Origin of the sequence: Halomonas sp. 18071143 (genome assembly GCF_019211725.1) — a bacterium.
Lineage (GTDB): Bacteria > Pseudomonadota > Gammaproteobacteria > Pseudomonadales > Halomonadaceae > Vreelandella > Vreelandella stevensii.
Genome location: NZ_CP078120.1, coordinates 183,416 through 199,119, shown reverse-complemented (window position 1 = coordinate 199,119; position 15,704 = coordinate 183,416). Strand labels below are relative to the sequence as shown.

Genomic DNA, 15,704 nt, shown 5'->3' with positions numbered 1-15,704 from the left:
TTAGACGCGCTGAGCGCGTCCAGAGGCGGCCACCAGCGCCATCATTTTCGATGGAATTTCATCCAGTGGCAGCACGTCCACCGCGCCCCCTACGGCGATGGCTTCACGGGGCATCCCGAACACCACACAGGTCTCTTCGTTCTGGGCAATGGTCGGGGCCCCTGCCTGACGCATTTCCAGAAGCCCGGCAGCTCCGTCCTTGCCCATGCCGGTCAGAATCACGCCGACCGCGTTTTTCCCGGCATGCTTGGCTGCGGAGTGGAACAACACATCGACCGACGGGCGATGACGGTTCACCGGCGGGCCATCATTGAGCCGCGCCACATAGTTGGCGCCACTGCGTGCCAACTCCAGATGCTGGTCACCAGGGGCGATATAGGCATGGCCTGGCAGCACGCGCTCACCATCGGTGGCTTCCTTGACGGTGATACGACACAGCCTGTCCAACCGCTCGGCAAACGAACGGGTGAAGCCACCGGGCATGTGCTGAGTGATCAGAATGGCAGGCGCATTGGCTGGCAAAGGCTCCAGCACGGCGCGGATTGCCTCGGTGCCCCCTGTGGAAGCGCCAATGATGATCAGCTTCTCACTGGAGATCATCGGCGCTTTGAGCTGGCTGGGTGGCGGGGTGTTCTTGTTGCGCGCCTGTCGCGGCCGAGAGCGGGCCGCCGCGCGCAATTTTTCAGCGATTTCGTTGGCGTACTCCATCATGCCGCTACGAATACCCAGGCTCGGCTTGGCAACGAAGTCCAGCGCGCCCAGCTCCAATGCCCGCAAAGTGATCTCGGAACCACTCTGGGTCAACGAGGAAACCATCAGCACCGGCATGGGGCGCAAGCGCATCAGGCGCTCGAGAAAATCCAGCCCGTCCATACGCGGCATCTCGACATCCAGCGTCAAGACGTCCGGGTTGTGCTGTTTGATAAGGTCACGGGCCGCAATGGGGTCAGGGGCCACCGCGACCACTTCCATATCAGGCTGCGAGTTGATGATTTCGGTCAACAGGTCACGAATCAGCGCCGAGTCATCGACGCACAACACTCTGATCTTGGCTGCGCTCAAAGCACGCCTCCTTTAACAGTCGCCATTTCGGCATTACTCCTGTGGGCCGTGGCCGCACCAACAGCGTCACACACAACGATCATCGTTTGGCAAGGGTATAGACGGTTTGTCCACGCAGCTTGAAAGCATCGCTGATGTAAGAGAAGTTTTCCGAGTGCCCAGCAAAGAGCAAACCATCAGGCTTCATCAGTGGTGCAAACCGTTTGAGTATTTTCGCCTGCGTATCTTTATCGAAATAAATCATAATGTTACGGCAAAAAATAGCATCAAAAGGGCCTTTGACAGGCCACTGCGGCGCCAGCAGGTTGAGCGGCATGAACTCGACCAGCGCAGACACCTCCGGCCGTACCCGGGCCAGCCCAATGTGGTTACCCGTGCCTTTCTGGAAAAACCGTTTCACGCGAGCTTCATCCAGTTTGCGCACCTGCTCCTGGGAGTAGATGCCACGGCGCGCCTTGGCGAGTGCCTCGGTGTCGATATCGGTGGCGATTACCTTGGCCTGTGACGCTCTGCCACCAAGGGTCTCCAGTAGCGTCATGGCAATCGAGTAGGGCTCTTCCCCCGTCGATGCCGCCGAACACCAGATGGTGATCGGCTCCTGCTTATGCTTGATATGCTCTGCGAGTAGTGGAAAGTGGTGTGACTCACGGAAAAAGGCCGTGAGGTTAGTGGTCAACGCATTTGTAAACGCCTCCCACTCCTTGGCGTCGGGCTGACGCTCAAGCCGCGAAAGGTAGTCGGTAAAGCGCGTCATGCCATGGTGGCGCAGCCGTTTGGCCAAGCGGCTAAACACCATTTCACGCTTGTGCTCCGCCAGCACGATGCCTGCACGCTGATAAATAAGCTCACGAATACGCGTAAAGTCCGCATCGGTGAGTACCAGATCACGCTCCATCTGTCCGCTGGACGCCCACTGTCCGGCGTCGACTCCCCGTTCGCGTTGGTCTGTCAAAATGTTTCCCACTCCTCTACAGAAGCCATTGGCCGTTTCTTGACCGGCGCAGGCGGTGTAGCGTTGCCCGGTTGCGCAGTCACCTTCGACAGCTCGGCAGCCTGCGGATGCTGACGTTGTGGCGACATCTCGCGATGTCCCGACAGGCGGAAAGCCTCGACCGACAACGCCAGAAGCTCTGCCTGCTGCTCCAGGGCCAGCGCCGCTTGTGCCGTTTCCTGAACACGCAGTGCATTCTGCTGCGTCGCCTGGTCCATTTCGGCCACCGCCTGATTGACCTCGGCGATACCGCTGCTCTGTTCTTGGGAGGCTGCCGAAATGTCGTGCATGATTTGCGTGACGCTACGGGCAGCCTCAGCCACTTCGCTGATCGCGACTTCGGCCCTTTCAACCAGGCCCGCCCCTTCGCCCACTTGCTGACTCGAGTCATCAATCAGGCCGCGAATTTCCTGAGCCGCATCGGAACTACGTCCCGCCAGCTTGCGTACCTCTTCGGCCACGACGGCAAACCCACGCCCATGCTCTCCCGCTCGTGCGGCTTCGACTGACGCATTGAGGGCCAGAATGTTGGTCTGGAAGGCAATGGAGTCAATGACGTTGATGATGTCGGTCATCTTCTGCGAACTTTGCGTGATTCGCTGCATGTTATCGACCAACTGCGTCATCAACTCACCCGTTTGTGACACCCTTGTTGCATTATTATCGGCCAGACGTCGTGCTTCTTGAGCGTTATCACTGTTTTGACGAACGGTAGTGGTCATTTCCTCCATGCTGGACGCCGTCTGTTGCAGCGATGCCGCCTGCTGCTCGGTACGTGATGAAAGCGCCTCGTTACCGCTGGCAATATCCTTGGCCGCTGGCGTGACGACATCAATGCCTGTCTTGACCTCGCCAATGATGCTGCTCAAGCTCTTGCGCATGGTGTCGAGAGCATCCATGAGCTGGCCTATTTCATCACGCCGTCTGGGCGGTACTCTGGCGGCAAGATTGCCGCCGGCAATCTGCAAGGTAAACCGCGAGGCTTGCTTCAGCGGTCGTGTAATGGAGCGCAGCGTCAGCAGGCTGATCACGATCAACAGTGCCAAGCCGGTGGCTAGCACACCGACCTGAGCGCTCAGCATGACGGTTTGTCCCCGCTCGGCCTCGGAGGCCATCACTTCCGCGGTTGCCTGCTTTTGGGCAATCAGTTCATTGACCAGGGAAGAGAGCGCCCGGCCATCCTCGTTCATGACACGGATCACGGCGTCCAGACCAGTAAACGCCTGGTAGGTCTCTTCCGCTTGCAGCACATTGACCGCCTGCCGCATGCCATTATCCAGAAAGGCCTGCAGCTGTTCATCGAACTGGCTGGCCAGTGGCGTGGCATTCACCTCACGGCTGTAATAGGCCTGCCACACATCCGCCACCTGGGCAGCACTGGCTGCCACGGTATCCCCCATGTCGAAACGCTGGGTGATGAGCTGCATACGCTCGGGCTCGATCATCGACTGGCGCGTCTGAGCGATGGTCTGATCGATCTGTTGCAGCCGAATGACATCACGCAGGCCGTCGTTGTTCAGGCCCTCCAGGCGCTCACCCGCCACGTTCAAACCGTATAGCCCCAATCCACCGCTGGCGATCAGCAGGAGAGCCGCAATGCACACCATTCCTATCAGCTTGGCGCGAATGGTATCCAGACGCATACGTCTGACTCTGGCAACGAGCCCACGCTGGCGAACACGCCCTTTATCCAGATAAAGACGCTTGTTGCGCCCTTCTCGAATGTCGCTGTAGTGCTGCTCCGCTTGTTGAATGGCTTCACGCGTTGCCTGCACACGCACCGAGGTGTAGCCCACCACCTGATCGTTTTCCACGATCGGCGTAACGCTGGCATCTACCCAGTAATGGTCGCCACTCTTGCACCGGTTCTTGACCAGCCCCCGCCAGGTATCGCCACGCTTCAGGGTACTCCACAGGTTTCCGAAGGCGGCGGCGGGCATATCAGGGTGGCGGATCAGGTTGTGAGGCGCGCCCATCAGTTCATCATGACGGTAGCCACTAATCTCGATAAAGGCCGGATTAGCGTAGGTAATACGCCCCTTGAGATCGGTGCGAGAAACGAGGAAGTCGTCCTGGCTCAACTCGACTTCGCGCTGAGTGACTGGCTGGTTGTTACGCATCTTACTGCCTTATTGTTAATTTTAGGCGCTTGGCGCTGGTTCAGGGCATTGGCTGTGCAGAAACTGGTTGTGCTTAAAACGCTTCCCACTCTTCCTGGGACGCCTTCCTTGTCAGTGCTGGGGCGGCCAACGCAGAGGCAGAAGGACGCTTCATCGGCTGAGACAGCACAGGCGCGGTAGATGGGGGAGCTGCCCCTTCCGCCACACGAAAGCGCTCCACCGCTTCACGTAACCTTGCTGCTTCGCTTTCCAGCTCGTTGGCGCTGCGTGCCGCTTGCTGCACCAGCTGAGCGTTCTGCTGAACGACTTGATCCATCTGGGCAACCGCCTGGTTCACTTGCCCGATGCCGTTGCTTTGCTCTTCAGAAGCTGCCGCAATCTCATCCATGATGTCACTGACCCGCTGTACCGCGGTGACCAGATCCTGCATGGTCTGGCCCGCCTGATTGACGCGCTGGGTGCCCGTATCCACTTTACCCAATGACGTATCGATCAGTGTGCGAATCTCTTTGGCTGCGTTGGCACTGCGGCTGGCCAGGCTGCGCACCTCCTGGGCCACGACGGCAAACCCCTTGCCATGTTCACCTGCCCGCGCGGCTTCTACCGAGGCATTGAGCGCGAGAATATTGGTCTGAAAAGCGATGTTATCGATCACCGTAATGATGTCCGCCACCTGGTGCGAGCTGGCGCTGATATCCTGCATGGTCTCGACGATTTGCCCCACTTCTTCCCCGCTACGCCGCGCGGTCAGGGTCGCATCGCCCGCCAGTTGACTCGCCTGGCGGGCATTGTCGGCATTATGGCTGACGGTGGAGGCGAGCTGCTCCATGCTGGAAGCCGTCTCCTCAAGGGAAGAGGCTTGCTGCTCGGTACGCGAGGAGAGGTCATTATTACCATTGGCAATGTGCTGGGAGCGCTCGAAGATGGTGGTTCCACTACGCCGAACGACCCCCACCGTTTCCGAAAGCGCTGCCTGCATGTGCGCCATGGCGCTGTAGAGCTTGCCGATTTCACTCTTGCCTGGCGAGGTGATCTGCTGATTCAAATCGCCCTGAGCCATGCGTTCGAAGTAGCCCACCAGGCGATCCAGTGGACGCAAAACGTTGACCGTGACGCCCCACAATACGATGACAACAGTGGCAATCGTCATTAACACGATGGCAATGAGCGCCCAGCGGATACGCTCGGCAAAGGCCGTAAATGCCTGCTGCTGCGCCTGGGCGTCCGCCGTTGCCTGAACCAGCGTAGCGCCATGATGAAGCGCGTAAAGGCCAATACCACAGGCCAGCACGACCAGCAGTGAAAAGGTGGCCAACACCAACCCCCAACTAAGACGCACCGTCATATTACTCATCAGTTGACGCACTAGCTGTGTCACACGCATTACTCCAAACGCCACCATACCGGCGAGTGCTGTCCCTGGCGCCAAGGCGGGTTAGCTGGAACAAAACGGGCACGCTCCCTGTGCCCATCTCGAGTATTAGTGATGGCTCGTACTGTCCACCAACGCCATCTCTTCACTGGTCAGCAGTTTGTCGATATCTACCAGCACCAACATCCGGTCATCCAAACTGCCCAAGCCGCTCAGGAAGTCGGAGGAGAGCGTCACCCCAAACTCAGGTGCAGGCTTAATCTGATCAGGCACGAGCGTCATCACATCGGAAACTCCGTCGACCACGATACCAACAATGCGATCGGCAACATTGACCACGATCACAACTGTTTGACCACCGTACTCCACATTCTCGAGATGGAACTTGATGCGCAGGTCGACGATGGGCACGATGACCCCGCGAAGGTTCGTAACTCCCTTGATAAAATCGGGTGCGTTCGCAATACGGGTCACGTTTTCATAGCCCCGAATTTCCTGAACCTTCAGGATATCGATGGCGTACTCTTCATCCCCGAGTGAAAACACCAGGAATTCGCGGTTTTCTGCTTCAGCAGCGGCTAACACTGCTACGTTGGATGAATGACTCATGACGGCTCAGCCTCTTTGTAATAAGAGAGATGGGGTTGATTAGCGGTTTTACCTGCTTCTTTTTTCGCCCGGCTCAAGCGATGCAAGCCGGTAATGTCGAGAATCAACGCAACGCTACCGTCCCCCAGGATGGTAGCGGCCGATACGCCCGGCACCTTGCGGTAATTGTCTTCCAGATTCTTGACGACGACCTGCTGCTGGCCGATCAGCTCATCGACCAACATGGCATAGCGACGTCCTTCTCCCTGCACGATGACGGCAATGCTTTGGGTGGGGTCAGTGATGGCATTTTCGACGTCCAGTACTTCATGAATGGCGATGACCGGCAGATACTCGTCGCGCACCTTGAGTACCACGTCATCCCCTGCCATGGCGTACATGTCCCCTTTGGCGGGCTGTAGCGACTCCAACACGGTGGATAGCGGCAGAATGAACGTCTCATTGCCTACCTTGATGGACATGCCGTCCAGAATGGCCAGGGTCAGCGGCAACACGATGCGTGTATTGGTGCCTTCGCCTTTTGTCGACTGGATTTCGACACGTCCACCCATGCCCTGGATGTTACGTTTGACCACATCCATGCCAACGCCACGACCAGAGACATCGGTCACCTCCTTGGCAGTGGAGAAGCCGGGCGCAAAAATGAGCTGGAACACCTCTTCATCGGACATCGTATCCGACACGTTGAGGCCATTTTCACGCGCCTTGGCCAACAGCCGATCACGGTCCATGCCTGCACCGTCATCACGCACTTCGATCAGAATGTTCCCGCCCTGGTGGCGCGCCGAAAGCACCAGCTTGCCCACACGCGGTTTGCCCAGCGATTCACGCACATCCGGCATTTCCACACCGTGATCCAGGCTATTACGCACCAGGTGTGTCAGCGGGTCGGTGATGCGTTCTACCAGGCTCTTGTCCAGCTCGGTGGACTTGCCTTCGGTGATCAGCTCGATCTCTTTGCCCAGCTTGCTGGCCGTATCACGCACAACCCTTGGGAAGCGGCTGAATACGAACTCCATGGGAATCATGCGGATCGACATGACGGCTTCCTGGAGGTCACGGGCATTACGCTGCAGCAGGCTCATGCCATTTTGCAGGGAGCTGTTGCTGACCGATTGGCCTTCGAGGTCACTCACCGTCTGATCCAGCATCGACTGAGTAATGATCAGCTCGCCGACAAGGTTGATGATCTGATCCACCTTATCGACCGATACACGGATCGACGAGCTTTCGGCAGCCGTCTTTTTGGGCGCTTGCTCTGCGGTTTTTTTGTTGGCGGTCTTTGCAGCAGCCGGCTTGTCAGGCGCAGGCGCTTTAGCGGCTGGGGCACTTTCCTGAGGCGCTGCATCGGCGCTTGACGCTGGAGGCCCGACGGGGTCAGCAGGTGCGCTGGCGGCCAGTGACGTAATGTCGATCTGATCTGTTTCAATGATAAAACACATCACGGCTTCGATATCATCGGCGCTGACGTCGCCCTTCAGGACGACTTCGTAGCGCTTTTCATCACCCGACTGGGACTCTACGTCACCCAGCTGCTCCAACTCTTCTACCAGCAGCAGGCGGTCTTTCTCACCGACATTGAGAAGGGCCACCTTGAGGCGATGCTCGCCTGCCGGGCTCTCCTCTTCACTATCCCCTGCACTACTGTCGACAGAAGGAGTCGCCTCTTTGGCAAACGCTTCTTCTGCCTTGGGAGCGGCTGGCGCATCCAGCGTTTTGCCAATTTCTTCCAGCGCAATTTGCTGCAGTGTCTCGCAGATGCGCTCATAAGCTTCCTGGTTCGGCTCTTCCTCATTGCGATAGGCATTGAGTTGCTCATGCATGATGTCTTTAGCCTCCAGAAAGGTATCAACGAGGTCTGCGCGCAGCGCAAGCTCGCCCTTGCGCGCGTGATCCAGCAGGTTTTCAAAAATATGCGTGGTTTTTTGCAGCACGCTGAAACCAAAGGTACCTGCACCTCCTTTGATGGAGTGCGCCGCGCGGAAAATAGCGTTCAGCTGCTCGCCATCCGGATTATCGACATCCAGTTCCAACAAGTGCTGCTCCATGTCCGCCAGCAGCTCCTCGGCTTCTTCAAAGAAGGTGTCAAAAAAATCCGCTATGTCCATGCACCGCTCCACTTGAACGTCATCATTATGTGGCAAGCCAGGCTCATGGGCTGTCGCTGGCTTGCGGTATGTTTTGTTGCAAAAGTTCTTCCGACACACTCTCGGTCGAAAACGGCATGCTAGGCGCTAAAACACCCGGATTACGTATAGCCTCGGCGATTTCCGGCAGCAGCACCACAAGTTCGATACGTCGATTGATGGGATCCGTCGGCGTAGTGTCCGCGAGCAGCACTCGGTCTGCAAAGCCAGATACGCGCAGCAGCTGATCTGGATCAAGCCCTCCCGCCACCAGCTCACGGCGTGATGCATTGGCACGGTCATTGGAAAGCTCCCAGTTACTGTAACCACGATATCCGCCTGCATATGGAACGCTGTCCGTATGCCCGCTGATACTCAAGTCATTCGGCAAATCATTGAGCAGCGGCGCCATGGTGCGTAACAAACTGCGCATGTAAGGGGCTACCTGATCGCTACCCAGCTCGAACATTGGCCGCTGCGCGGTATCCAGTAACTGAATACGCAGGCCTTCACGCGTCAGGTCGAAGCGCATCTGGTTACGATACTCACGCAGATCGGGATCACGCTCGATTGCCCGCTCTATACGCGTTTGCAAATCTTCAAAGAAACGACGCTCTTGTGCACTGGGCCGCGTTTGCTGCAAGACGCCGATCCGCGCATGCTCACCATCACTATGGGTGGGATCCGGCCCACCGCCCGGTATAACACGAGTGCTCCCCGAACGATCACCACCGGTAATCGCCGTGACCAGCGGCGTGCTGAAATACTCGGCAACGCCTCTGCGCGTCTCTTCACTGGATACACTAAGAATCCACATGACGAGGAACAGCGCCATCAACGCCGTCATGAAATCTGCCAGTGCGATTTTCCATGCCCCCCCATGGTGGGCATGGACCACCTTTTTGCGCCGGATGACGATCGGGCGCTTATCCCCTCCCTTGCTCATGCATTACCGCCCTTTTTGGCATCGCGCACGTACTCCTCCAGTTCAGAGAAGCTGGGGCGCTCGGTGCTATGCAACGCCTTGCGCCCAAACTCGACCGCCAACTGTGGAGCATAGCCGTGCAAGCTGGCCAACAGCGTCACGCGAATGCACTGAAGCATTTTTTCAGCTTCCTTGGCCTGGCGATCGGCATAACTGGCAATCGGGCTGATGAAGCCATAGCCCATCAAAATACCGAGGAAGGTGCCCACCAACGCCATGGCGATCATTTGCCCCATCTGTTCTGCCGTAGCGTCCGCATAGGTCAACGCCTTGATAACCCCCATGACGGCTGCCACGATACCAAAAGCAGGCATGGCATCTCCCACTTTGGCAATCGCATCAATAGGGATGTGCGCCTCTTGCTCGAAGACTTCGATTTCGTGGAGCATCAGCTCATCGATTTCCATGGGTTCCATGCCACCGCTGACCATCAAGCGCAGGTAATCCGTCAGGAAGTCCATGATATGAGAGTCGGCCAGTACGTCAGGATGCTCTTGAAATAGCGGGCTCTCCTGGGGGTTATCAATATCGCGCTCGATCCCCAGCATGCCCTCTCGACGCACCTTGGACAGAATCTTGTACTGCAGAGCCATGAGTTCCATGTACAAGGCCTTGTTGTACTTCTTGGTACGCTTGAGCCTTGGCAAAATCTTGAACGTGGCCTTGATCGCCTTACCGTTGTTGGCCGCCAGGAACGCCCCCACGCCAGCGCCTCCAATTATCAGTAGCTCCAAGGGCTGATAGAGCGGCCCCAGGCTACCACCAGCCATCACATAGCCGCCAAAGACGCAGAACAAGACAACGACATAACCCAGGAGTATCAGCACAAGCAGTGTCCTTGCGATATGAGTGGTTTATCAACAGAGCCATACTCGACACCCAACCAAAAGATGTCGGCAGCCCTATCTAAAATGCAGCTTAGGTCTATCATACTCAGGTGACAGCACGGTTTAATGAGAAAGTATCAACGACTTTTACCGCTATCTATGCGTTAAAACGCAGTTTATTGCTTTTGTTCACGGCCGCCAGAGGTGTGACAATTTTATACGTTCAACGCCCTGATTTGCGTGTTTTGCCGGCCCGCGAGGGGGGCTGGCAAATACCACACACGTAGTCATGAACGGGACTATGGGCATGTGCCACGAAGCGGCCCTCACAACGAGTGCAAGTGGTCAATTGCAGCAGGTCGCTTTCGAAAAAACGCACCAGCGTCCACGCTCTCGTTAGACCCAACACCGACTCTGCACCCTCAAGCGATACCTGCTCTTCATATAACCGGTACGCTTTGACGAAAGCGTCGATACGTTCACACTCCGTACCTTCGAGCAAGCCAAGATAAATATTATAAAACAGTGATGAGTGCACATTCGGCAGCCAAGTGACGAACCAGTCTGCCGAAAAAGGCAACATGCCTTTAGGTGGTGACATGCCGCGCACTTCCTTATAGAGCTTGATCAAACGGGTACGACTCAACTCCGTTTCCGTCTCCAGCACTTGTAGACGAGCACCCAGCTCGATCAGCTCAATGGCCAGCTGCACCTGATGCATTTCATCCACAAGGCTCTTTTGACTCACTTCGACTCTCCTGACGATAGTGAGGAAAAAGGCTCACAGGCAGATAGCAGTGAAGCATGCAATCCTGCCAACCCCTGATCTCGCGGGTTGTCCAGAACCTGACACAGCCGCTCGCCGCTGGCATGACTGAAGCGACAGACCAACTGGTTGCTGCGGGCCAGCTTGGTGAGTTGCCAGGCATTCAGTGAGACCAACAGATCTGCCAGCTCACCGTCAATTTTGAGACGAAACATGGCCGCCTCCCGATCTTCGCTCAACAGGCGCTGAGCAAGCAGAAGGTAAGCGAGGTTTATCTCTTGTATTTCATCAAGAAAGCTTGTTTGACTCATAGTGTCCCATCGAACGACCCAGGCGCATCGTTATGACCGTTATAGTGGCGCCATTGATGACTTTTTTCTTTACCTCGCATCATGGTTGCATACAACGACTGCATTGGCTACTTGCGCCTTTCACGCTGACTCAGCTCGCCGTCTGATAATTCGAACACCCACACCAGTAGCTCCGCCACCACTTGATACAGGCTGGCAGGGATCTCAGTATCCAACTCCAACTGCATCAGCAAGGCAACGAGTTCAGGCGCATCGTGGACGTAGATACCCTGCCGCTGGGCTTCTGCCATGATTCTGTCAGCCAAATCACCGTACCCTTTTGCCACTACGCGCGGCGCCTGCTCCCCCTCCTTGTAGGCCAGCGCAACGGCTTGGCGCCGACGCTCACCGGGCAACATCGGAAGGCTCCTCAGGTGGAATATAGCGAGCGTTGACCTGCACTTTGGCAAAATCCAGCGCTTTCAAACGCTGCTCCAAGCGATCAAGCCCGCTATTGAGCCGCTCATACGTTTCCAGGCTACCAGCGGTCAAATCAATGCTCAGCACCTGTTTATGCAGCCAAAGCGCAACACTAAAGACCCCCAACTCCGGCACATCGAGCTGTATTTCTGAGCGCCACTCAGACGGAGCGTCATCGGCGGGCTGCTTTTCATCATGCGTGTCACGCCCAGGCAGGTTAACGACAAGCGCCATGAAGATACCGGCCCATACGTCACCCTCCCAACGTAGTGTCGGGGTGACCAGCATTTCCAGCTGTTGACGCACCACTCCCTGCAAGCTGTCATGCACCACTTCTCTCACACTCCGAGAAGCCATTTCCTGCTCCGTAACCACCGTGGCTGGCTGAGCGCTGGTTGCTTCTCGGCGTTCGACCACAAAGAGGGGGTCAGGCTGGGTGGTCGGGACGGCAGGCGTCGAGGGCACCGCCATGGCAGAAGAAGCGACGGGGAGAGGCAGCGGCCGGTCTAACAGAGCAGCGGTTCCCTTGAGGGGGACCAGAGGATATTCGGGCAGGATCGCCAAGGGCCTGCCTTGGGACGAGGGTACACCCAAGGGCGTACCCTGCGTCGCCAAGGGCGCCATACCTGGCAGGGGCAGAGCCGTAGGGCGCGGCCCCGGCTGCATCTGTGGCTCACGCAACAGTTGCTGAAGGGACATCTCACCCTGAAACCAGCGCTTGAGGTGTGATTCGTAAAATAACCCGCTGTCACGGATACTACCTTCCAGACGACTCGCCAACAGCGTGGTCGACGGCGACTCCTGAGGTGATAACAAGGGGGCTGTCGGCCTGATGGCGGCAGGAGGCGCAGGAAAGCGCAATAACACATCGGCAATCGTACGTGCCGCCGGACTGAAGTGCGTTTGCGTTGAGCTGGGCGTTGCGTTTTGCGTCGGCTCCCCGGCGGGAGGCTGCCGCAGCCCGTCCACAGCCCCCGGCAAGCGCCGCAGATCCCCCAGAACCGGGGGTAAAGGCCGTCCATCCAGACTAGCATCGCCCTGCAAGGCTCTTGGCCCTTCGCCTGGCGACACTGGTTGAACCGGCGAATTCAAGGCACGCTGAGAGGACGCCTCAGCTTGCCGACCCAGCACCTGATGTAACAGTGTATCGATGAGCGGCGTAATGCCGCTCACGAGACACCCTCATCCTTTTCGGCATCCACAGGGAAAGCACTGTTCCCCTGCTGAGGGGCATAAGCGCGATGCAAATCTCGCTGCCGCTGCGTCACACTGATTAATTTACCGAGTTCATCTCGTCTGGCAACCAGGCGACGGCGAATGTCTACATCATGCTCCAGGATCTGCTCAAGCAACTCCGCTTTGCGCCGCTTGCTGTCATCATCCAACCGAACCACGCTGTCCAATTCACGCAACTTTTCCACCAGCATGACGTAGTTACTACGCTGCTCGATCAGCTCTGCCCATTGTTCTTTATCTGCAAGCTCATGCATATAGCGCACACTCGCCAGCAGCCTTGCATAGGCATCAATGAGCGCTTGCCTGGAGTTGTCATGAGCCGTTTCGGAAGCTGTCATATTGCCTCACGCACTTTGCCGTTGACCAATTTCACGCCATGCAGAGGCAATGTCCTCGAGCAGCTGCTCCGCCTGACTTAGGCTCTCTTCATCGTTACGCAGATTCGCAGCTAACAGCAAACGGGCAATATAGTCATACAGCGATGCCAATTGCTCAGCAATTTCGCCACCTTTTTCCTGGTCCAGCGCGGCGGCCAGGCCATTATTGACGATATCCAGCGCCTTGGAGATGGATTTACCTTTCTCCACCGTGTTGCCCGCCTGCATGTGAATGCGGGCTGCACGAATCGCCGCCTGTGCGCCATCGAAAAGCATGACGATCAGCTGGTGTGGGTCCGCCGACATGACACCACTTTCCACGCCGACCCGGGCATAAGCGCCTGCTCCACGACCGTAGGCTGCACCGCTGCGAGTATAGGTCATCAGAGGGCCCTCCTTGTAAAAGCAGCAGCCGACAAAGAGCGATACGCTGCTGGATAATTGAGACTTGGCATAATTGCTCGCTAACTGACATATCGGCGCCCTGTCAGCAGACTTTAATAAGTACCGACACTATTTCATTGACGACAGGTGACTTTCCAAAGGTGCGGTACGGGCTCAAGTAGAGACAGCAACTTCTCGCATCGGCTTACCAAGCCGCTCACGCACATCACCCCGCACGCTTCCAAGCAAGTTTTCACGCATGGGTGGCTCCGCCTGCTGGGTCAACGCCACTTCAAAAGGTGCGCCTGCGTCATCCAGGCGAACAATCCATCCCAGCTGTTCGCTGGAAAACAGCACGAGCGAGCCAATGGGTAACGTTTTGAAGCGCTCGATGTAGCGCTTGATCCATCGCACATCAAACTGATGAGGATGATTCAACAGGTGTCGATAGATCTGCTGGGCAGTTCGCGCCGGTCGGTCCGGCCGATCCCGCCTCATCGCTTCCACTACATCCACCACGGCACTCGCTTTAGACAGCTCAGTGATATCGCTCCCGGTCAGCCCATCAGGATAGCCACTACCATCGAGGCGCTCGTTAATGCCACCAATGACCGCCTGCGCCACCGTGGCAGATAACCACTGGCAAGTCTTCAATCGAGCCATTAGCAGCGACACATGCTCACTCAACATGTGGCGATGACGGGGCTCGAAATTGGGCGCCTTGAAGACCACCTGAGGTATCAGCGCTTTCCCCAGATCATGCACCAGACCACTGGCAACGATTGCCTTGCGCACATCACGCGGCACATTTTCGCCCACCAGATCCAGCAGATGAACCGCTACGGCAATACCATGCCGCACCAACAGTGGCTCCATGGACAAGCAGCGCGACGCGAACAGCAGCGCCTCGCGATCCTCTTCATGAAGCTGCAGAATACGGTCGGCATTGCGCGATAGCTGTCGTGAGTCAACATCATGGCCTTGTGTCAGCATCAGCAACTGAGCATCCAGATAGGCTGCCACTTTAACCACACGCCTTGCCATTGGCGTCGCGTAACGACGAATGTCACGCCGCCCCACCTGCTCACCGTTTGGCACACGCTTACCAGGCTGTGCGAACAGCGGAGAGGGCTGACGCTCCTCCTGGGCTTCCTTCTTGTAGCGAGCAGCCTCCCGCTCGATTTCGCATACGAAGTACCAGATCTGCCGCTCTTGCTCGGAGGTGCAGCCTGCAAAACGAAAGCCAACGCGTAACAGGTGACGCTCTGGATCCATTTTTTGATGGCGAGCGATAGCATGCACTTCGAACTGAGTACCGTCTGGAAATGCCAACACCAGACGCATGGGCTCCGATGACTCGGCTAGCACGCCGCTCGCTGTCAACGGCAGTTCAAGCTGACACCCATCCTGAGAGAGGTCTCGCAACTCGCCTGGCGCTCCTTCTTCGCCTGCGCCATAAACGGTCGCGGAGACCACCATGCCCATACGCAGCTCAGCGCGATATGACTCACGCCGCTGAAGCACATCTACGGAGTCCGGATATTCACTGCAGCATAAAAAACGCCCACCAGAACGGCGCGTTTCGGTGAGGGCAAGCAGCGGTGTACGCAACACCTTGCCTTGAGATTGCCCCCGCAGAAAGAAACGCTCGCCTTGCTCCAAGCGATACAGCAAATAGTCAACGGAAGACAAGTCCATTACCAGCGTCTCACCCTCGTGCTGCTCCATTAATACAATGGGCTCTGGACGCGCCTCCGGGGTATCAAGGCAAAGCGACACCCCACCACCCTCTATCATGGTATTCAGCAGAGAACTGATGGCGGATGGATTTGAAATACGTTCATACTCATCTTGCTGGACTGCCATGCGTGCCTCGCTTTCACAGCCGCGGTGGTCATGTGAACCCACCCTTGATATAAGGGAACCGAGCATAGCAGAAGCCCCAATGGCTCCGCATGCCGATTACTGCCTATCAGGCTTTTCTTTTTGTCTATACTGAAAAAGATAAAGTTTGTGAACATCTCGCCGATAACTCTGTTGGAGGCTATCCAACACCTGCATCGACCTCTAAGTTTACGT

At 56.9% G+C, this 15,704-nt stretch carries 15 protein-coding genes; all 15 read right to left on the bottom strand.

Features of this window, described 5'->3' with window-relative positions; genetic code table 11:
- Window positions 1-1,062 carry a protein-glutamate methylesterase/protein-glutamine glutaminase gene (locus KVY02_RS00955; RefSeq protein ID WP_218314135.1) on the bottom strand — a complete coding sequence of 354 codons (1,062 nt, stop codon included), beginning with the start codon at window positions 1,060-1,062 and terminating at the stop codon, window positions 1-3.
- 79 nt (window positions 1,063-1,141) lie between these two features.
- Window positions 1,142-2,014 (bottom strand): CheR family methyltransferase, encoded by an 873-nt coding sequence (locus tag KVY02_RS00950; RefSeq protein ID WP_218314134.1) that lies wholly within the window; start codon window positions 2,012-2,014, stop codon window positions 1,142-1,144.
- Entirely contained in the window at window positions 2,011-4,173 is a 2,163-nt protein-coding gene (locus KVY02_RS00945; protein WP_218314133.1) for a methyl-accepting chemotaxis protein, read from the bottom strand. Before KVY02_RS00945 ends, KVY02_RS00950 begins: the two co-directional genes overlap by 4 nt.
- A 73-nt stretch (window positions 4,174-4,246) precedes the next feature.
- Window positions 4,247-5,527 (bottom strand): methyl-accepting chemotaxis protein, encoded by a 1,281-nt coding sequence (locus KVY02_RS00940; protein WP_232710722.1) that lies wholly within the window; start codon window positions 5,525-5,527, stop codon window positions 4,247-4,249.
- Between the two features lie 126 nt (window positions 5,528-5,653).
- Window positions 5,654-6,154 (bottom strand): chemotaxis protein CheW, encoded by a 501-nt coding sequence (cheW, locus tag KVY02_RS00935; protein WP_081139197.1) that lies wholly within the window; start codon window positions 6,152-6,154, stop codon window positions 5,654-5,656.
- A complete protein-coding gene (gene cheA, locus KVY02_RS00930; RefSeq protein ID WP_081139196.1) occupies window positions 6,151-8,262 on the bottom strand; it encodes a chemotaxis protein CheA in 2,112 nt (703 codons plus the stop codon). Before cheA ends, cheW begins: the two co-directional genes overlap by 4 nt.
- A gap of 43 nt (window positions 8,263-8,305) precedes the next feature.
- On the bottom strand, window positions 8,306-9,226 hold the full coding sequence (gene motB / locus KVY02_RS00925; RefSeq protein ID WP_016915717.1) for a flagellar motor protein MotB: 921 nt from the start codon (window positions 9,224-9,226) through the stop codon (window positions 8,306-8,308).
- Window positions 9,223-10,092, bottom strand: a complete 870-nt coding sequence (gene motA / locus KVY02_RS00920) for a flagellar motor stator protein MotA (protein ID WP_016915716.1) — start codon at window positions 10,090-10,092, stop codon at window positions 9,223-9,225. The genes motB and motA overlap by 4 nt, the downstream gene beginning before the upstream one ends.
- A gap of 223 nt (window positions 10,093-10,315) precedes the next feature.
- Entirely contained in the window at window positions 10,316-10,840 is a 525-nt protein-coding gene (flhC, locus tag KVY02_RS00915) for a flagellar transcriptional regulator FlhC (protein WP_016915715.1), read from the bottom strand.
- Entirely contained in the window at window positions 10,837-11,169 is a 333-nt protein-coding gene (flhD, locus tag KVY02_RS00910) for a flagellar transcriptional regulator FlhD (RefSeq protein ID WP_081139194.1), read from the bottom strand. The genes flhC and flhD overlap by 4 nt, the downstream gene beginning before the upstream one ends.
- 107 nt (window positions 11,170-11,276) lie before the next feature.
- Window positions 11,277-11,567 carry an EscU/YscU/HrcU family type III secretion system export apparatus switch protein gene (locus KVY02_RS00905; RefSeq protein ID WP_081139193.1) on the bottom strand — a complete coding sequence of 97 codons (291 nt, stop codon included), beginning with the start codon at window positions 11,565-11,567 and terminating at the stop codon, window positions 11,277-11,279.
- Window positions 11,554-12,801: a flagellar hook-length control protein FliK gene (locus KVY02_RS00900; protein WP_081139191.1), complete on the bottom strand. Its 1,248-nt coding sequence runs from the start codon at window positions 12,799-12,801 to the stop codon at window positions 11,554-11,556. Before KVY02_RS00900 ends, KVY02_RS00905 begins: the two co-directional genes overlap by 14 nt.
- Complete coding sequence (fliT, locus tag KVY02_RS00895) at window positions 12,798-13,202, bottom strand: flagellar protein FliT (RefSeq protein WP_081139190.1); 405 nt, start codon at window positions 13,200-13,202, stop codon at window positions 12,798-12,800. Before fliT ends, KVY02_RS00900 begins: the two co-directional genes overlap by 4 nt.
- Before the next feature lie 6 nt (window positions 13,203-13,208).
- A complete protein-coding gene (gene fliS / locus KVY02_RS00890) occupies window positions 13,209-13,625 on the bottom strand; it encodes a flagellar export chaperone FliS (RefSeq protein ID WP_081139188.1) in 417 nt (138 codons plus the stop codon).
- Window positions 13,626-13,799: 174 nt separating this feature from the next.
- Entirely contained in the window at window positions 13,800-15,491 is a 1,692-nt protein-coding gene (locus KVY02_RS00885) for an HD domain-containing phosphohydrolase (RefSeq protein WP_081139186.1), read from the bottom strand.
- Between the last annotated feature and the right edge of the window lie 213 nt (window positions 15,492-15,704).

Bases quoted from the DNA above. Each gene is read 5' to 3' on its own strand.
- KVY02_RS00945 (WP_218314133.1), bottom strand. From the start codon at position 4,173: ATGCGTAACAACCAGCCAGTCACTCAGCGCGAAGTCGAGTTGAGCCAG.
- KVY02_RS00940 (WP_232710722.1), bottom strand. From the start codon at position 5,527: ATGAGTAATATGACGGTGCGTCTTAGTTGGGGGTTGGTGTTGGCCACC.
- cheW (WP_081139197.1), bottom strand. From the start codon at position 6,154: ATGAGTCATTCATCCAACGTAGCAGTGTTAGCCGCTGCTGAAGCAGAA.
- cheA (WP_081139196.1), bottom strand. From the start codon at position 8,262: ATGGACATAGCGGATTTTTTTGACACCTTCTTTGAAGAAGCCGAGGAG.
- motB (WP_016915717.1), bottom strand. From the start codon at position 9,226: ATGAGCAAGGGAGGGGATAAGCGCCCGATCGTCATCCGGCGCAAAAAG.
- flhD (WP_081139194.1), bottom strand. From the start codon at position 11,169: ATGAGTCAAACAAGCTTTCTTGATGAAATACAAGAGATAAACCTCGCT.
- KVY02_RS00905 (WP_081139193.1), bottom strand. From the start codon at position 11,567: ATGTTGCCCGGTGAGCGTCGGCGCCAAGCCGTTGCGCTGGCCTACAAG.
- fliT (WP_081139190.1), bottom strand. From the start codon at position 13,202: ATGACAGCTTCCGAAACGGCTCATGACAACTCCAGGCAAGCGCTCATT.
- fliS (WP_081139188.1), bottom strand. From the start codon at position 13,625: ATGACCTATACTCGCAGCGGTGCAGCCTACGGTCGTGGAGCAGGCGCT.
- KVY02_RS00885 (WP_081139186.1), bottom strand. From the start codon at position 15,491: ATGGCAGTCCAGCAAGATGAGTATGAACGTATTTCAAATCCATCCGCC.